This window comes from Desulfosporosinus nitroreducens, assembly GCF_023897015.1.
In the GTDB taxonomy this organism is placed as follows: domain Bacteria; phylum Bacillota; class Desulfitobacteriia; order Desulfitobacteriales; family Desulfitobacteriaceae; genus Desulfosporosinus; species Desulfosporosinus nitroreducens.
On record NZ_JAMHFY010000001.1, the window covers coordinates 314,743 to 330,638 of the forward strand.

18 protein-coding genes are annotated in these 15,896 nt (G+C 40.7%); 2 read left to right on the forward strand and 16 right to left on the reverse strand.

Going from position 1 to position 15,896, the window contains the following annotated elements; all coding sequences use genetic code 11:
- Nucleotides 1-106 precede the first annotated feature (106 nt).
- From M8E35_RS01760 to M8E35_RS01825, 14 genes are all read right to left on the reverse strand, one after another.
- A complete protein-coding gene (locus tag M8E35_RS01760) occupies nucleotides 107-637 on the reverse strand; it encodes a YqeG family HAD IIIA-type phosphatase (protein ID WP_252467002.1) in 531 nt (176 codons plus the stop codon).
- Nucleotides 638-705: 68 nt separating this feature from the next.
- Nucleotides 706-1,449, reverse strand: coding sequence for an RNA polymerase sporulation sigma factor SigK (gene sigK, locus M8E35_RS01765; protein ID WP_073030367.1), 744 nt, complete (start codon nucleotides 1,447-1,449; stop codon nucleotides 706-708).
- A gap of 109 nt (nucleotides 1,450-1,558) precedes the next feature.
- Nucleotides 1,559-2,179 carry a type 4a pilus biogenesis protein PilO gene (locus tag M8E35_RS01770; RefSeq protein WP_252467003.1) on the reverse strand — a complete coding sequence of 207 codons (621 nt, stop codon included), beginning with the start codon at nucleotides 2,177-2,179 and terminating at the stop codon, nucleotides 1,559-1,561.
- The gene (locus M8E35_RS01775; protein ID WP_252467004.1) at nucleotides 2,176-2,769 is read right to left on the reverse strand and encodes a PilN family protein; all 594 of its coding nucleotides are present in this window, start codon (nucleotides 2,767-2,769) and stop codon (nucleotides 2,176-2,178) included. The genes M8E35_RS01770 and M8E35_RS01775 overlap by 4 nt, the downstream gene beginning before the upstream one ends.
- Nucleotides 2,770-3,900: a pilus assembly protein PilM gene (gene pilM, locus M8E35_RS01780; protein ID WP_252467005.1), complete on the reverse strand. Its 1,131-nt coding sequence runs from the start codon at nucleotides 3,898-3,900 to the stop codon at nucleotides 2,770-2,772. It lies immediately after the preceding gene.
- Nucleotides 3,901-4,026: 126 nt separating this feature from the next.
- Nucleotides 4,027-6,312: an Ig-like domain-containing protein gene (locus tag M8E35_RS01785; RefSeq protein WP_252467007.1), complete on the reverse strand. Its 2,286-nt coding sequence runs from the start codon at nucleotides 6,310-6,312 to the stop codon at nucleotides 4,027-4,029.
- A gap of 154 nt (nucleotides 6,313-6,466) precedes the next feature.
- On the reverse strand, nucleotides 6,467-6,931 hold the full coding sequence (locus M8E35_RS01790; protein WP_252467009.1) for a hypothetical protein: 465 nt from the start codon (nucleotides 6,929-6,931) through the stop codon (nucleotides 6,467-6,469).
- Between the two features lie 12 nt (nucleotides 6,932-6,943).
- Nucleotides 6,944-7,534 carry a PilW family protein gene (locus M8E35_RS01795; RefSeq protein ID WP_252467011.1) on the reverse strand — a complete coding sequence of 197 codons (591 nt, stop codon included), beginning with the start codon at nucleotides 7,532-7,534 and terminating at the stop codon, nucleotides 6,944-6,946.
- Nucleotides 7,524-7,895: a type IV pilus modification PilV family protein gene (locus M8E35_RS01800; protein ID WP_252467012.1), complete on the reverse strand. Its 372-nt coding sequence runs from the start codon at nucleotides 7,893-7,895 to the stop codon at nucleotides 7,524-7,526. Before M8E35_RS01800 ends, M8E35_RS01795 begins: the two co-directional genes overlap by 11 nt.
- Before the next feature lie 48 nt (nucleotides 7,896-7,943).
- Nucleotides 7,944-8,516 (reverse strand): pilus assembly FimT family protein, encoded by a 573-nt coding sequence (locus M8E35_RS01805; RefSeq protein ID WP_252467014.1) that lies wholly within the window; start codon nucleotides 8,514-8,516, stop codon nucleotides 7,944-7,946.
- Between the two features lie 61 nt (nucleotides 8,517-8,577).
- The gene (locus tag M8E35_RS01810) at nucleotides 8,578-9,801 is read right to left on the reverse strand and encodes a type II secretion system F family protein (protein ID WP_252467016.1); all 1,224 of its coding nucleotides are present in this window, start codon (nucleotides 9,799-9,801) and stop codon (nucleotides 8,578-8,580) included.
- Nucleotides 9,802-9,820: 19 nt separating this feature from the next.
- Nucleotides 9,821-11,536: a GspE/PulE family protein gene (locus tag M8E35_RS01815; protein WP_252467018.1), complete on the reverse strand. Its 1,716-nt coding sequence runs from the start codon at nucleotides 11,534-11,536 to the stop codon at nucleotides 9,821-9,823.
- A 97-nt stretch (nucleotides 11,537-11,633) separates the two neighbouring features.
- Nucleotides 11,634-12,104 carry a prepilin-type N-terminal cleavage/methylation domain-containing protein gene (locus tag M8E35_RS01820; protein WP_373887412.1) on the reverse strand — a complete coding sequence of 157 codons (471 nt, stop codon included), beginning with the start codon at nucleotides 12,102-12,104 and terminating at the stop codon, nucleotides 11,634-11,636.
- Between the two features lie 348 nt (nucleotides 12,105-12,452).
- Entirely contained in the window at nucleotides 12,453-12,932 is a 480-nt protein-coding gene (locus tag M8E35_RS01825; protein WP_252467020.1) for a type II secretion system protein, read from the reverse strand.
- A 170-nt stretch (nucleotides 12,933-13,102) separates the two neighbouring features.
- Here M8E35_RS01825 and M8E35_RS01830 point away from each other — a divergent pair, with 170 nt between their 5' ends.
- The gene (locus M8E35_RS01830) at nucleotides 13,103-13,966 is read left to right on the forward strand and encodes an AAA family ATPase (protein ID WP_252467021.1); all 864 of its coding nucleotides are present in this window, start codon (nucleotides 13,103-13,105) and stop codon (nucleotides 13,964-13,966) included.
- An 8-nt stretch (nucleotides 13,967-13,974) separates the two neighbouring features.
- On the forward strand, nucleotides 13,975-15,183 hold the full coding sequence (locus M8E35_RS01835) for a vWA domain-containing protein (protein ID WP_252467022.1): 1,209 nt from the start codon (nucleotides 13,975-13,977) through the stop codon (nucleotides 15,181-15,183).
- Between the two features lie 31 nt (nucleotides 15,184-15,214).
- On the opposite strand, the gene M8E35_RS01840 is transcribed toward M8E35_RS01835, so the two are convergent.
- Nucleotides 15,215-15,454, reverse strand: a complete 240-nt coding sequence (locus M8E35_RS01840) for a DUF4911 domain-containing protein (RefSeq protein ID WP_252467023.1) — start codon at nucleotides 15,452-15,454, stop codon at nucleotides 15,215-15,217.
- 30 nt (nucleotides 15,455-15,484) lie between these two features.
- Nucleotides 15,485-15,730: a DUF4911 domain-containing protein gene (locus M8E35_RS01845; protein WP_252467024.1), complete on the reverse strand. Its 246-nt coding sequence runs from the start codon at nucleotides 15,728-15,730 to the stop codon at nucleotides 15,485-15,487.
- Nucleotides 15,731-15,896 lie beyond the last annotated feature (166 nt).

A 15,896-nucleotide genomic window follows, 5' to 3' on the forward strand; every position in this document is an offset into this window, starting at 1 on the left:
AAGAAACTGCTTCAGGGAGTATTAACTCCACTGAGTACAGTTGAACCTATCTGGGCATAGACATGATAAATAGCGAAAAAGGAATGGCTAAGCCATTCCTGAATGCTTAATGAATTTTCGGACTGTAAGGTTTGGCCGAAGCGAAATGCTTCATAACCCAAACGAGCAGTTTCTCTATCCGTCGCATAATCCGAGTTCCGATAAACTCATGATCATTGATGGGAGTGACCAAAATTGTATATAGACCCAGACGGTTTCCGCCTAAAATATCTGTAAACAACTGATCTCCAATGACAGCTGTATCCTCTTGCCCGGTTTCCAAAAGATTCATACCCGCCCGGAACGCTCTGCGGCGCGGTTTTGTGGCCCCAAAAACAAACGGAATCCCTAATCGGTCGGCAACCACGGCTACGCGTTGACGCTTACTATTGTTAGACACCACACACGCACGAATTTCAGCTGATTTAACCTTTTTAAACCACGCTTCCACTTTAGGGCCCACTTCTACATTATTCCAGGGGGTCATAGTATTATCTAAGTCAATAATTAGCCCTCGAATCCCATCCTGACGAAGCTGTTCAACCGAAATAAGATCGAGCGAATTAGCTTGACGTGTAGGCCGAAAATACTCTAACATAGAATCCTCCAAAATGCATAAGTTTATATCATTATACCTTAGAGGATGCCACGAGAGCAAGTAATGGACTACCTATTTGAATCAATCTTTGCCATCTCTTCCATTAATTTTTGAATGGCTTTTTTCTCAATGCGCGAAACATAGGATCGGGAAATTTCTAAGGCTTTGGCAATCTCACGTTGGGTCCTTTTGGGGCTGTTCATTAAGCCATAGCGCAATTGAAGAACTAGTTTTTCCCTTTTGGTAAGCTTTTTAACAAGTTCAAGCAACGCCTTTTGCTCTGATTCATTTTCGACCTTCAAGGAAATGTCTTCTTCGTTGGAACCCAGAACATCAATAAGCGAAATTTCATTACCCTCTTTGTCCATACCAATTGGATCATAGATTGAGACTTCGCCACGGGACTTTTTCAGTGACCGCAAATGCATTAAAATTTCGTTTTCAATACAACGGGCTGCATACGTGGCAAGCTTAGTCCCTTTGTTCGGATCAAAGGTATTAATCCCTTTGATTAAACCGATCGTCCCAATCGAAATCAGATCGTCCCCATCTTCACCAGTACCATCAAACTTTTTGACAAGATGCGCAACTAAGCGCAAATTATGCTCCACTAAGGTATTGCGCGCATTCTCAACTTCACGGGTTAAGGTAAAAGGTTCTGTTTTACTTTGGCTGAGGATTTTTAAATAACGCGCTTCCTCCTGTTCATTTAAAGGCTGAGGAAAGGCATTATTGTTAATATACGAGACCAGTAAGGTGACTCCCTTTAAAACAGAGAGTGCAATACTGACAAAGAAGAGTTCCGCGATCATCTTCTCCACTCCTTTCGCATGGTATTCTAATACCTATGCTTAGAAGCTGGAGATTTTGCTTATCCACTGAATATAAAATTCGCCTTCCGATTTCTCGAAAGGCGAATTTTTAGGGTTGAAATAGTTTCTCGGGAGAATCTACACCAAAGGAGGAATTCATAAAGGCTGGTTTCTGAGTTGAATCGCCGGAACTTCCAAGACTGGCATAAGCCGTCAGCTTTAAGTCCGCCCGCATGTTCTGTTGCGTGCCAGTAAGGCTTATGGATTTGATCGCCAGTCGTTGACTCCCCCCGAATTGCAGATCATGAATCATGGTGAGTATGTCCGTCGTTTTACCTAGGCAGCTAAAGCTCATGCCCATCTCTTGATAGGTACCTTTGTTTTGAGCCTGCTCAAAAGCTAAGGTTTGAGGAATAACCGAGTGTTGTTTAGCCAAAGTATAGAGTCCGACCATGAGTTGGGGGTTATCAATCCGATTCGGAAGCTGGGCATTCAATTGGTGCACCTTAGCCTCTAGCCCTGTAATTTCCTCTTGAAGCCCACTTTGATTATTTTGGTAGGAGAGCAATTCCTGATAATGATTTTCCTGAGCATTTAATTGACTTGTTGAACTTTGAATAACCGTCCATTCCGGCAAAAAAAGAACAGTTATATAAGCATAGACAAGCCCGAAGATCAGAAATAGGATAAGTATCACTTTTTCAAGCTTTTCCTTTTTTAACTCCTTCACCCTTCTTGCTCCTTACTTTTCATCGTCTGTAAGTCAAAATCCTGATTCTGCCTTAACTTTAAGTTAAAATTCAAAGTTTGTGCCTTATCTTCCAATGATACAGTCTGAATATCAACTTCTTGAAACATCCCAGAATCACGCAAACTAACCCACAGACGCGCAACGTCAACCGGTATCGGAACACTTACTCCCATTGTCAAGGTATTTTCTTGGAGAGAAAACGAATTAATTACCGTCCCTATCGGAAAGTTCTCCATTAGTTTTTCCAATATAGGCCCAGGATCTTGGGAACTCTTTTGCATAAGATCCAATAACTGCTGTTGTTCTTGAGCTTGAACCTTTAACCCCTTAAGTTGGTTAACCTGATTATTGATCTTCTCGATCGCGATGATTTGCTTTTCAACAAGGGCAATATCTCGCTTCACCTTATATTCCCACAGCCAGGGAATACTTCCCGCTACAATTAAGATTAATATGCTTCCCGTGCCCCAAAGCAATGCTCTTTCCTTCCATTTTGAAGGGCTTCCATTCTCTCTGGCCAGCCCTTCAAGCCACCGCTTAGCAAAATTAAACTCTCTTTTTTCTCTCATTTAGCCCTCCCGCAAGGCCAAACCATAAAGGCTGCCATATTTCATCCCGTTCTTCTGATGTATACTCATTTTCTTGCTGAAACAAGGACGCCAAGCATTCGGGAAGCCTACCTGCGTGGTAATTTCTAAATTGTTCTCAAAGATCTCTTGTAAGTAGGGAAGATTAGCGTAGTCTCCAGTAATATAAATACGATCAATGGATTTTCCAAAATGCCGTGCTGCAAAAAAGCCGAAGAATTCAGAGAGAGACTGTAAGACACTTCCCAAAGTCGTTTCAATTTCTTTTTTAGCCCAAGCATTCACTTTTGCGGTCTGCAGCTGTGAATCTTCCCCCTCTTCAGCTTGTCCATGGTCAAGCCCTTGAGCATGGACAGTAATCGCAACTTGATCCAACTCGTTTAATGAAACCTCTAAATCGGAAAACAGGAAAAACACTCCTTGCTCTAGGAGGATAAATTCCACACGCTCAGCACTTAAATCAACAATTGCTAAATCAAGAGGAGTCCCCAACTCAGCTATATTCGTTTGGTTCTTACCCTTCAGGGTCAATTGCGAATACAATCGTGCCAATCCATCGGCCGCTAAATCAACCACTTTTGGTTTGAATCCAATCTCTTCCCACTCAGACCAAAGTTTTTTCCACTGATACTTAGGCAGGGCAGCAAGAAGAACTCTTAAACGCATTTCCCCATCTTCTTTAAAATGTTCTAAAACTCTATAATCCACAACATAATCTAAAATATTCAAAGTAAAATATTGATCAACTTGTTCCGTCAATAGTCTATCTAAATCTTGGGTGGACATAAGCGGAAGAGTAATCATCCGCGTAATCACTCCCTGACACGAAACGGCAATTCGCAACTTGTTCACAGGAATACCGTTCTTATTCAACCACTCCTTTAGTAAATCCGTCTTTCCAACAGCATTCGATTGCTTCTCTTCCTTCAAATCCTCTTTCTGCAATCGCAGGTCTTCACCAAGCTGGTATTGAACGCTTTGGAATTCATTTTCACTACCTGCACGAAATTCTAACAAATGGAGAATATCCAGCTTGCTCTTATGGCGAGCCACTTTGGCAACAACCCAGTGATTTCCCTTAATAACTGCCAGCCACTGTTTCTGCTTAAACATGTTGCATTCTCCTCAAATTCTGTTTACCATTGATGTAAATGTAAAATTCCCAAGGAGCGTTTTTGATTTAATACATTTCATCATAGAGCTCTATGCCAAAGGATATTTTAGGATACTTTGTACTTATTATAGTTCCCATTCCCGAATAATTCCGCCATTAATCGGTAAAACCTTTAACAAATACGACCCAGACAAAGAGTTGTTGTTAGTATTAAGGGTAGCCGAGATTATACTGGTTCCTGCAGAGATTCCGGTGACTAAGACTTTATTTTCGTCAATATCTCCGATAGCTGCAACTGAGCTAACACTGCTAAACCATTTAACTCTATCGGTAACATCAGTGCTTGTTCCGTCACTATACTTCAAATGGGCGGTAAATGGTTGAGTATCTCCAACAAAGATGGCATTCATCATCGGCACCGGTGCTGGTTTAACGATTAAAGTCGTAACCATACTCAGGTCCATAACTTCAAGGGTAGCGGAAGCCGTGATGCTCACTCCATTTATGATATAAGTTGCTGAAATTATACAGGTTCCTGCACTTATACCTGTGGCTAAGCCACTTGATGAATCAATTGTTGCAATATTTGGTTGATCGCAGGACCATTCCATAAATTCCGTTACTACTTCTTTTTCCTTTCCTTCAAAATCAGTGAGTATCGCTTGATACTGTTGTTTGGAGCCTAATAAAATCCATGAAAAAGCGGGCTCAATACTTAGTGTCGGCAACGCTACTGTAAGCTGAGCCTCAGCTGTAAGGCTCACGCCATTAATCAAATAGGTTCCCGTAATTTTACAGGTTCCCCCTCCCTTACTAGTGGCTAATCCAGACGATTCAATAGTTGCTACACTCGAACTGTTGCTTGACCATGTTACTGATTCTGTTACATCTGCGGTCCCGTCTGAATCTTCAAGGATAGCCTTAAATGCCTGGGTAGAACCTAAAGGTATAATGACGCTTTCGGGATCAATTCTAAGGGTCGGGGATATTACTGTAAGCTGCGACGTATCTGTGTAGGTAACATTATTAATTGTATACTCCCCTGTAATTAGACAGGTTCCCAAACCAGTACTTGTTGCCAAACCACTTGGGTCAATCGTTGCTACACTCGGATCACTGCTTGACCACTTTACTTGTGGTACTCCACTTGTTATTAGACTTGTTAAGTCATTATCACTGCTATCAATATTTAACTGGTTAACTTGTATCCCAATTTGATTTCCAATCACTCGACCATAAATATTCAGATACGTGCCATTCATAGTAATAGTACCATTGGGTGCGTAAACCATTCCCTTTAGATTTACACTGTTATTACCTATTTTTATATTACCGTTTTTCGAATAAAGGCTAACAGGAGCATCATTCATGATAGATAAAGTGGTGGAATTAATCGTTATATCTCCCGTTGCCACGATAGGACCTATCCCTGAAAAGTCATTACAATTTATTGTTAAATTACCATCAACATAAATTGGAGAATTTAAATAAATGTTAGTATCATTATAGGTTTTATTTCCATTATAAGTTTGTCCAGTCGCCTGAGCCATCGCTATGATTGCATTACCAATATCCGGCATAACTATAGACGAAGCATTCTGAACTACCTTACCAATATGAATATCATTCATATTACCATTCAGTTGCACCGTTGTTACAGCCTCACAAGTTTGGGATATATTAAGCTTATAAACAGATGCGATAAAGTCTCTATTCGAATGAGTGCTACCCTTTATGTTAATATCAGTGCCATTTAATGCCAATGTCGAAGCAGAACTTCCTGAAAAAATCGTATAGTTTAAGGCTTCAGGAATAATAATAGCCGGTTCATCGGATATAGGGGTTGTATTTCCTTGTGAATCCGTAAAGAGAGCTTGAAACTTTTGGGTAGAATTTAATAGAATCGTTGCTTCCGGCGGGATAACATTGAGTACAGCCTCATTACCTATAACAGTAAAAGTACCGGATACTGTAACATTACCCTTGCCAGGATTACCATATACTTTAACCGTCCACTTTCCGGGGTATGCACAGCTAAGATCTAAAGTCGCATAAGTATTAGCAGGCCCTTTAGGTATTGTTACGTAAGTTTGAAACGTTTGATTGTTACTAGGATTAAACAAGGTTACTTGCACGGGAATCTCCTGATTAACTTCAGGAGATTGAGCATTGCCTTTATTAACAGCATAAATATAGATCGGGAAAACCTGACCAGCACTGACAACTAGCTTACTAATATCTTCTTTCTTAGTAAAGTCGTCACTGCTCTGAATCGAAAAGGTTTTAGTCGAATTCCCCCCGTTCCCATTATCATCACTGTTCGCAGTGGCAAAAACTAAAGTGCCTAAAAGGACAACGAATATTAAAGCTAGTCCAACAAATAGGGCTAAGTGATTCTTTCTCTTTTTCATTTAACACCTCCCTAAATCCCAGGTCCCTAGTTTAACCTAAGCAATACTCGAGGGTTCACATATTTAGTTGTTCTAAGGATTTAATACAAAACATACTGAAAAAGCGATCATTGACTCTTGGTAATGTAAATATTAAAACTTCAGTATTCTACGCTTAAGGTGTATCCATGCTCATTTTAAAGGCGTATTCTTTTTTCAGTTTTCTTAAGATTCGGTTTTTATCATCTTTACTTGGGTAATACCCCTCACAGGTTGCCGTAATATTATACACCTGATCTGAATCTAGATTGGAATTAAAGTTTTGATTTGGATCAGGACTAACTGACACAGTAACTTCAAATTCTCCTCGATAAGCTGGTCCAAAAGGACTTGGCTTTTTTATCGTTATCGTAGTATCCGTATAATTCCCTTTCTTCACCGCATCAACCACAGCATTAACCATAACAGCAATTCCATAGGTTGTTCCTGCATCAGCCAAGTAGTATGCTTTTAATGCTTTTTCCTCAGTCGTTTGCATTTTAAACTGATTATTGACTAAGGAAAAAAGAATACCTGATATAAGGAGTAAGACCATTACAGCCACAACAGCTGTCAACATGGCAGAACCGCGCTCTCTCATAGTTTCCTCCCTCTAGTATAAGCGCATATAAGAGACAAGTTCATAAGTTCTGTTGATACTTGTATCCTCTGCAATTAAAACAATCTTAACAAGCCTTGGATTAATTTCGTCCTGAGTTAGAATTAATGACTTAATCTGATCTGAAATTAGATGATCATTCCTATTCCCATCCCGATACCACAATTTATGATTTTGTTTATCAAAAAAAATCACTGTCCCATCAGGAGGGGAAAGTTTTCCGGTTAGGGAATCTATCGGAGGATTTTCATTGATTAAGCAATAATTAGTCGAAGTAGAGGAATAGATATAAACTCCGCTGTTGTACCCTTTTTTGGTTGTACTGTCTCTTGGTTTATCCCCATATGAGTAAGTTTTATTTGGAACGAGACGCATCTCATCTAAAATATGCATCATGGCCGACCGAGCGTTGTGATCAAGGTCATTTTGTTTGCTGGCATTGTTATATAATCTAATCTCAGAGCGCATCAATTGAGAGACATAAAGCATTAGAAAGCCAAAGATCGTTATGGCAATCATTAGCTCTAATAAAGTAAACCCAGTGTTTTTAAAACCATCTCTCTGATCAAAGAACCTATTTTTCATCGTAGTTGTACCTGTAGTTATACATTTCAACATCGGAAATATTCGGTGAGTTAACAGAAGCAGTAACTTTAAAAGGGGTTAAGCCTCGTGGCAGCAGCTCAGGAATATGAACGTCTAAACTAGCTTTTGCAGTAATTCTGCCACTTGTTAAGTCCTCATTCTCCCCTTCTAAGGCTGCTTCTAAGGCTGCTTCCATCGCCCCAGCAGCAAAGAAGACCATTTGCTGGCGTAATTCTTGTTGACCGAGGAAACGATAGGATAGAGAATTGCTTTGTGCTACAAAAACTGTCCCCATAAGTAAAATGGTGATAGCTATGACAACTTCTAAGATTGTCATACCGTCTTCCTTATTAGTTTTCATCCTTAGCCCTCCAAATCACGCTTTAGTCTTAAAGTATTGGATGAAAGCTTATTCCCAACTAATCTTAACACTCAAATCCTCTGATGTTAGGCCGATACTAACACTTTGACGGGACTTACGAGAATTAGACAAGATGATACTAACCGGGCTAACCTGAAGAAAACCCTTTCTATCAAAAACTAAACATTTATCATAGAGCGGAATGTTGTTAATAACATTTCCATCCGCTGTTGTGGTGGGGATATCTTTAAGCCCTTCATTGCTCAGATCACTAAAATCAAACTTTATTCCCGAATCAAATCTTTGTGGATTCTCTATTACAGCATACTCATACTCACGAGAGCTATTATTTTTAATCACATGGAATGTTTGAACACTTTTTGAATTAAACATTACATAAACTTCTGTTCGCCGATCCATAGCATATTGTTTGGCATTGCGTAATTGCACTGCTACTATTTGAGCCGAAGATTCCAGATGATAATGATCAGTAACTCCTTGATACTTGGGAACAGTTACCATTGCCAGTATCCCAACCACTGCAATAACTAGCATTATCTCTATTAAAGTAAATCCTAAGTTACTTTTCTTATAACATTCGAAACTACCGGACGTGTCCACATGACGCCCTCCAAGCTTAATTTGTTGAGGAATTAAATATTAAGTACTTTAAATAATTGACTTATTGACCCCCGGCACCTCCACCGACCCCACTCGCCATATTGAATATAGGTAAGGCAATAGCAATGATTAGCCCCCCAGCAAAGACTCCAATAATGATCGTAAAGATCGGTTCGACCAAAGCCACTAAACGTGCCAGCCCAATCTCAACTCGCTTATCATAGTGATTAGCTACTTCGACCATTAGTTCCTCCAAACGTCCTGTTTCTTCCCCAATAGACATCATTTGTATAATGAGAGGGTCAAAGAAAGGCTCTTGTCCGAAGGCTAAGGCCATAGTCTCTCCTTTAATAATTCGGTCTTTTGAACGGACAATCGCTAAACGAGGAACTTCGTTGCCCACGATATTTTCTAGAGAATTTAAAATCGGCACAATAGGAATAGCAGAATGTAAAAACAAGGCTAGAGTTCTAGAGAAACGGGCAATAACTACATCTTTTATGTTTTTGCCCAAAAGAGGAGTTCTTAGCAGAAAAGAATGCAGGTAAAAAAGGTACTTAGGAATCTTAAATACCCTGGCTAAAAGCACAGCGAGGGCTAGAAAACCTAGCAAGAGGTATATTCCATGACTCTGTAAAAAATCAGCTGTGTCAACAATCATCTGAGTTGCCAATGGCAGGCTTTGACCATTCCCTTTCATAAGTTCAGTGATCTCAGGAAGAATAAAATTCATAAACATGACAATAAGTCCGACAAGGACAATTAACATAGTCAAAGGGTAAATTGCCGCACTTGTAATCTTCTTTTGAATAAAATTTTCCCGTTCATAGTATTCTGCCATATTAGACAGGACAGAGTCCAAGTTTCCGCTTTCCTCACCGACACTGACAATATTAATTAAAAGTTCCGGTAAAGCCCCTTGGCATTCTCGCATGGCCGCAGATAATGAACTACCCCGACTAACACTGCGATGAATGATTCCAATGACCTCTTTCAAACGCCGATCCTCCATCTGAGAATGAAGAATGTCCAATCCCCTGACTAAATTGGCTCCCGATCGTATCATCATCGACATTTGCGTGCAAAAAGCAGAAATAGCTTCATGCTTCACCTTAGGTTTGAATTTCTTAGAGAGCAACCCACTCAGCGAGGACGATTTTTCTAGAAAGATAACTTGCCAGCCATTCTCGCTTATCTGCCGTCTGGCAGCCTCTAGATCCGCCGCTTCTAATGCTCCTTCAGTCACCCGTGTTTCTTCATTAATTACTTTATAGCGAAATTGCATTCCTGCCGTTCACCTCAGATTATTCATTCACATAAGTCACCCTTAGAAGTTCATCCAAGGTTGTAATTCCATCTAATACCAGTCTTGCGGCCGCCTGCTTGAGAGTCGTCATCCCCTGCTTAATCGCATAGTCTCTTAATTCATCCGCTGTTGCTCGCTGGTCAATAAGCTGTCTATGCCCCGCGGTAATTGGCATCATTTCAAAAATAGCAATTCGGCCTTTATATCCGCTCTTATTGCAGTAAATACACCCCTGCCCTTTTTTTAACACAAAAGGGGTTTCATTAGGTATTTCCAGGATAGAATGCTCTTTTAAGCCTGCCTTATATTCAGTCGCACATTGAGGACAGATGCGCCGGACAAGTCTTTGAGATATAATTCCAATAATCGAAGCAGAGAGTAGAAAAGGCTCTATATCCATATCTACTAAACGCGTAATTGAACTGGCTGCGTCATTGGTATGAATGGTCGACAACACTAAATGCCCTGTTAATGCGGAGCGTACAGCGATTTGTGCCGTTTCATTGTCCCTCATCTCGCCCACCATGATGATGTCAGGATCTTGTCTCAAAATTGATCGGAGCCCTGTTGCAAACGTCAGTCCAGCTTTAGTGTTCACCTGCATTTGATTGATCCCTTTGAAGTTGAATTCAACAGGGTCTTCAAGCGTAACCAGGTTTTTATCCGATGTATTTAACTGGTTCAGAGCTGTATAGAGAGTTGTTGTCTTACCGCTTCCCGTTGGGCCTGTAACTAATACGATCCCGTAAGGTCTAGAGATTAAGTCCTCAAAGACTTTCAAATCTTTGCCGACAAGTCCTAAAGCTTCTGTCTCAAGAATAGTACTTGATTTATCTAAGATACGCAAAACAACCTTTTCTCCATACATTGTGGGAGATGTGGAAACCCGAAAGTCGATCATCTTCCCCCCCACCAGATAGGAAATTCGGCCATCTTGAGGTAACCGTCGTTCCGCAATATTGAGGTCAGCCATAATTTTCACCCGGCTGACGACTGGACCTGCCATACTAATCGGAGTCCGCATAATTTCACGCAACACGCCATCCATCCTGAAGCGCACCCGAAGTTCTTCTTCTATCGGTTCAATGTGAATATCACTGGAATGGTTATTAACGGCATTGTCAATAATTGTATTTAGAAATTTGATAATCGGGGTTGATTCCTCATCAACAACTTCCACACCGGAAACGTTAAGAGACGCCAACTGAGATGTTGCTGCAACCGGTGCCACGCCCAATTGTTTGGCATAGTCACGGGCCGCCTTTTCCGCTTCACTTCGACCATAGAAGCGATCTATAGCCCGGAGAATATCTTCTTTTTTGGCTAAACAGGGCTTGATCATCATTCTTGAAGCTAAGCGCAAATCATCGATTCCAAAATAATCAGTCGGATCGCACATAGCCACCATAAGCTGGGCGTTGTTCATTTCCACAGGAAGAACCGTGTATTTCCGCACAACGTTCTCTGGAAGTAAACGAAGAACTTGTTCGGACACAACAACGCGATTAAGATCAATCGAAGGCAGTCCCAGCTGACTTTGCATAGTACGCAGAATATCCTCTTCAGTGACAAGCCCTTGCTTAATTAGGACCTCGCCTAAACGAAGACCAAGAGACCTTTGCATTGCAAGAGCCTCTTCTAATTGAGTTGGAGAAATCACGCCACCAGCGATGAGTATTTCTCCAAGACGTTTGCGTTCTTGGCGTAGGGCCATGGGGATTCCTCCTTTCCGAGTTACTTTAAGAATATAGGAAAAGGGTGTTTCGGTAAACACCCTTTTCCTATTTGATTGAATACTATTCAAAACAATTTTAAGGAGTTATTTCAACGGTCAAGTCTTTAATAATATCGCCATCATTATCATGAGCAGTTATTGTAATAGTTAATGGATCAATTTTATCAACTTCTACAACTACAGATCCTCTTTTATTTACATCATTTTTATCGTTTGTTTTTTGTACGATTAAAGCTTCACTATCTGATGCGTTTTTAGCTACTACTTTACTGAAAGTAAAAGGATTGGTAATATCATCATTATTAAATGCCTCTATTATGTCATTCTGAATTTCATTCTCAGTTGCTCCATTGTCCGCCCATTTTGTTATTTTATTCTGAATATATCCTTCGACTAACCGAATGTTAGTATTCAGACCAGCAGTCTTAGCCTGAGTCTTAATCGTCCCCACCTTCGGGATCAAAACAACCGCCAGAATCCCAATTACAGCGATAACAATCATAAGTTCGATTAAAGTAAAACCATTATCTTTTCTACGTTTGATCATCTCGTTCAACTTATTCATCCTCTCTCTTATGTACTTTTTCTCTTAGTTATTTAGGTCTTTAGTCCCATTCTTCCAGGACCTTGGTCCTATTACCTTTTTTCTATATATTATCGGTTTTATTATAAGTCGTCAATAGGTATATTAACCAAAATTTATAATTACAGAAACAAATTTCGGAATATTCACAACGCTAGTGTCTACAAATAAGCTACTTGTATACTTTAAGCATAAGACCTTAATTGAAAAAAAACAATGCTTAAGCCCGTTAATTATTAATGCAATTTGTTCCAATTTAGAACATTATCCTTGAATTTATAACACTGTTTTCAAATTACATTCTTTGAGATGTCATAATTGTATCGTCATCTGTAATCCTTTCATCAGCTTCCCTTTTTCGTCACAGCCATATACAGCTACACTGTTGTCAGGGTGTATAATCGTTAGGACAGCGCCTTTATATACAGACGGTTCAGTTGCTGATGGTACAAGAGATTCTGACTCAGCTAACACATAGACTGCTGCGGTTAGTTCATCGATATGTGGTTCATCTGTTGCAACACCAACCTTATTTGTAATCGGATTCCTCATATCTTCAACTTCTGGGATTACTGAATCTCCAAATACTTCTCTTAATTTTATGTCTAGGGTATCAGTTGCTTCAAGGCCGTATATGGCAGTGGTGACCGATCTAAAATTAGCCTGCACCCCCGTAAGTTTCGCCGCAGTCCTAACATGCTCAACCTCTGAAAATGCCAGAACCCCCACGATCGCAATAACAATCATAAGCTCAGTAAGCGTATAACCGCCTTCTTTTCTAGTTTTAAACATATTAATCAATCCCCCCCACATAAAATGTTGCCATTTTGCAGGAGTTATAACCCATCTATAAAAGGTAAAAGATCAGTTTTCAAAACACAACAATAATAATATACAAAATTGACAGAATAGTGGTATTATTATATAAAACAAGTTCAGTTATGACAAGGAGGATTATAGCAATGACCGATCATGTATCCTATCAAGGAACTGATGATTACATAGTTTCGAACGATCTTCGCAACAGTGTTAATATCTCAGTTGCCCTAAAGAGACCGCTCCTAATTAAGGGGGAGCCTGGCACCGGTAAAACCGTCTTAGCGGAAAGCATTGCCCGCTCTCTTGGACTCCGATTACTTATCTGGAATATTAAATCCACCACCAAAGCACAGGATGGCCTGTATGTTTATGACACGGTCCAACGCCTGTATGACAGTCAATTTGGCGAGCAGAATGTTTCCGACATAAAACGATATATTAAGTTGGGTAAACTCGGGGAAGCCTTTGAATCTACTGAGCGGGTTGTCCTTTTGATCGATGAAATCGATAAGGCGGACTTAGAATTTCCCAATGATCTGCTCTGGGAATTAGACGTAATGAACTTTTACATCCCGGAAACTGGGGAAACCATCACGACTAAACATCGCCCCATAGTGATCATCACGAGCAACGCGGAAAAAGAACTGCCGGATGCTTTTTTGCGGAGATGTATCTTCCATTATATTGACTTTCCAGATCAAGCAATGATGGAAGAGATTGTTCACGTCCATTTTCCTGAGCTAGAATCCAAACTGCTGGCGGAAGCATTAAAATCTTTCTATTGGTTGCGAAGTGTCTCAGGCTTGCAGAAAAAGCCCAGTACCAGCGAACTTCTCGATTGGGTACAGGCCTTAACCATTGGTGGTATAGAACCGGATAGAATTTCAAAGGAAATCCCTTTCTTAGGTGCGTTGTTAAAGAAGAATCAGGATTTTGATTTGGCCTTAAGGCAACTTCATTCGCGCGGGGCAGACAGTCCGTCACGCGCCAACAGTCGCGGCTGGTAGAGCAGACTATGTATACTAACTTTTTTTATCAATTACGACGCGAAGGGGTTCCTGTTTCTATCACAGAATGGATGACCTTGATGGAGGCACTTAACGGAGGTTTGGCTGGATCAAGCCTATCAGGATTTTACTATCTTGCCAGAGCTGTCTTAGTTAAAAGCGAAAGTCACTTTGACCAATATGACCTTGCATTTCAGAACTATTTTCGAGGGATAGAGACCCCTGCACAATTATTAGATCAGGTTTCCAAGTGGATGGAAAATCCTTTACCACCTAAGATGTTTTCCGAAGAAGAACGCAATGAACTCTTGAATAAACTAGGGTTACCCGATTGGGAGAGTTTAAAATCGGCTTTAGAGGAACGTCTGCGTACACAGGATGGTCCTCATCACGGCGGAAATAAATGGGTCGGAACGGGTGGGACTTCCCCCTTCGGGCACTCTGGGTTTCATCCCGGTGGAGTGCGCATAGGGGGCGAGTCATACGGGCAATCCGCGGTGAAAGTGGCCGCAGAGCGAAATTACCGGGAGTATCGCAGTGACAAAACCTTAGGAGTGCGTCAGTTTGAAGTCGCCTTGCGTAAATTGCGCCAGTTCAGCACGCGTCTTGACGGAGCCAAAGACCAACTTGATTTAGATGATACTATCGATAAAACCTGCAAAAATGCTGGGAAATTGAAACTTGTTTGGACAAGGCCGCGCAAAAACACCGTTAAGCTTATTGTCCTGATGGATGCGGGGGGATCGATGGCTCCCTATGCCAAAATCTGCAGTGAGTTGTTTTCTGCAGTGCATAAGTCTTCTCATTTCAAGGATCTAAAGTTCTTTTACTTTCACAACTGTTTTTATGACCAGTTATATTTAGATGCCGCTTGCAACCCCAAAAGAGCAGTCAAAACTATTGATACTATGCATTTACTCAGCAAAGACTATAAAGTCATTATCATAGGGGATGCAGCCATGGCCCCAAGTGAACTCACGATGATCGATGGCAACATCTTTTGGGATTTAGGCAATGAGGAGCCAGGATACACCTGGTTGGAACGTTTAGCTAAGACGTTTCCGTATAATGTTTGGCTTAATCCTATACCCGAGAAATATTGGGAACGAGTTCACGGGTATCACACCATTAAAATGGTGCGCAGTGTCTTTCCAATGTATGAACTAACCCTAGAAGGGCTCGATCAAGCCATTAAAAAATTGATGGTACGCAAATAGCAGAAGGAACCCTTTGGGTTCCTTCTGCTATTTACATAAATTCGATCTCCAACGGCATCTTTAATATCAGTTCTTTTAACTCAGGCCAACAATACTTTGTCGTTTGGATCATGACATCACCTAATTCTTTGTTCGTAGTTGTTACAATGCCGAGATGCCCTAAGCCCTCGACAAGTTTGCAAAGCATTTGGATCTGTGACCGATCTATGCGCGCTTTTATGATAAGGTCAATATCCGAGAGGTGTGCCCCTGGTTGGTCTGAAAAATTCATCTGCTACTCCCCTAATTCTTCATATTTATCTTAAATGAACTCTATCTCAAAAGGCATCTGTTCTATGGCCTTTTTTAAATCTGGCCAACAATGCTTGGTTGTTTGAATCATGACCTCTCCTAAAGCTTTATTCGTTGTTGTTACGATGCCTAAATGCCCTAAACCCTCGACAAGTTTATCTAACATTTGCATTTCAACCCGTTCTAAGCGCGCTTTAACGATAACATCAACATCCGAAAAAAGAGGACTTGATTGGTCTGAACCATCATAATTCATTCACTCGTCTCCTTAAACTACTATTGTGGACTTGTTTTTATCAATTCAACGAAGACTCCCATTTCTTTTAAGTGAGTGTTTCTTATTCTGCTTCGGTTACGATAGCCTCCAGTGGAGGGTTTCGCCGAAGCCGCCGGCCCTAAAACAGAACATGAGCCGCTTAACA

What these genes read in the sequence shown, in the direction of transcription:
- M8E35_RS01760 (WP_252467002.1), bottom strand. Translation starts at nt 637, where the DNA reads ATGTTAGAGTATTTTCGGCCTACACGTCAAGCTAATTCGCTCGATCTT.
- sigK (WP_073030367.1), bottom strand. Translation starts at nt 1,449, where the DNA reads ATGATCGCGGAACTCTTCTTTGTCAGTATTGCACTCTCTGTTTTAAAG.
- M8E35_RS01775 (WP_252467004.1), bottom strand. Translation starts at nt 2,769, where the DNA reads ATGAGAGAAAAAAGAGAGTTTAATTTTGCTAAGCGGTGGCTTGAAGGG.
- pilM (WP_252467005.1), bottom strand. Translation starts at nt 3,900, where the DNA reads ATGTTTAAGCAGAAACAGTGGCTGGCAGTTATTAAGGGAAATCACTGG.
- M8E35_RS01785 (WP_252467007.1), bottom strand. Translation starts at nt 6,312, where the DNA reads ATGAAAAAGAGAAAGAATCACTTAGCCCTATTTGTTGGACTAGCTTTA.
- M8E35_RS01790 (WP_252467009.1), bottom strand. Translation starts at nt 6,931, where the DNA reads ATGAGAGAGCGCGGTTCTGCCATGTTGACAGCTGTTGTGGCTGTAATG.
- M8E35_RS01795 (WP_252467011.1), bottom strand. Translation starts at nt 7,534, where the DNA reads ATGAAAAATAGGTTCTTTGATCAGAGAGATGGTTTTAAAAACACTGGG.
- M8E35_RS01800 (WP_252467012.1), bottom strand. Translation starts at nt 7,895, where the DNA reads ATGAAAACTAATAAGGAAGACGGTATGACAATCTTAGAAGTTGTCATA.
- M8E35_RS01810 (WP_252467016.1), bottom strand. Translation starts at nt 9,801, where the DNA reads ATGCAATTTCGCTATAAAGTAATTAATGAAGAAACACGGGTGACTGAA.
- M8E35_RS01815 (WP_252467018.1), bottom strand. Translation starts at nt 11,536, where the DNA reads ATGGCCCTACGCCAAGAACGCAAACGTCTTGGAGAAATACTCATCGCT.
- M8E35_RS01820 (WP_373887412.1), bottom strand. Translation starts at nt 12,104, where the DNA reads ATGATCAAACGTAGAAAAGATAATGGTTTTACTTTAATCGAACTTATG.
- M8E35_RS01825 (WP_252467020.1), bottom strand. Translation starts at nt 12,932, where the DNA reads ATGTTTAAAACTAGAAAAGAAGGCGGTTATACGCTTACTGAGCTTATG.
- M8E35_RS01830 (WP_252467021.1), top strand. Translation starts at nt 13,103, where the DNA reads ATGACCGATCATGTATCCTATCAAGGAACTGATGATTACATAGTTTCG.
- M8E35_RS01835 (WP_252467022.1), top strand. Translation starts at nt 13,975, where the DNA reads ATGTATACTAACTTTTTTTATCAATTACGACGCGAAGGGGTTCCTGTT.
- M8E35_RS01840 (WP_252467023.1), bottom strand. Translation starts at nt 15,454, where the DNA reads ATGAATTTTTCAGACCAACCAGGGGCACACCTCTCGGATATTGACCTT.
- M8E35_RS01845 (WP_252467024.1), bottom strand. Translation starts at nt 15,730, where the DNA reads ATGAATTATGATGGTTCAGACCAATCAAGTCCTCTTTTTTCGGATGTT.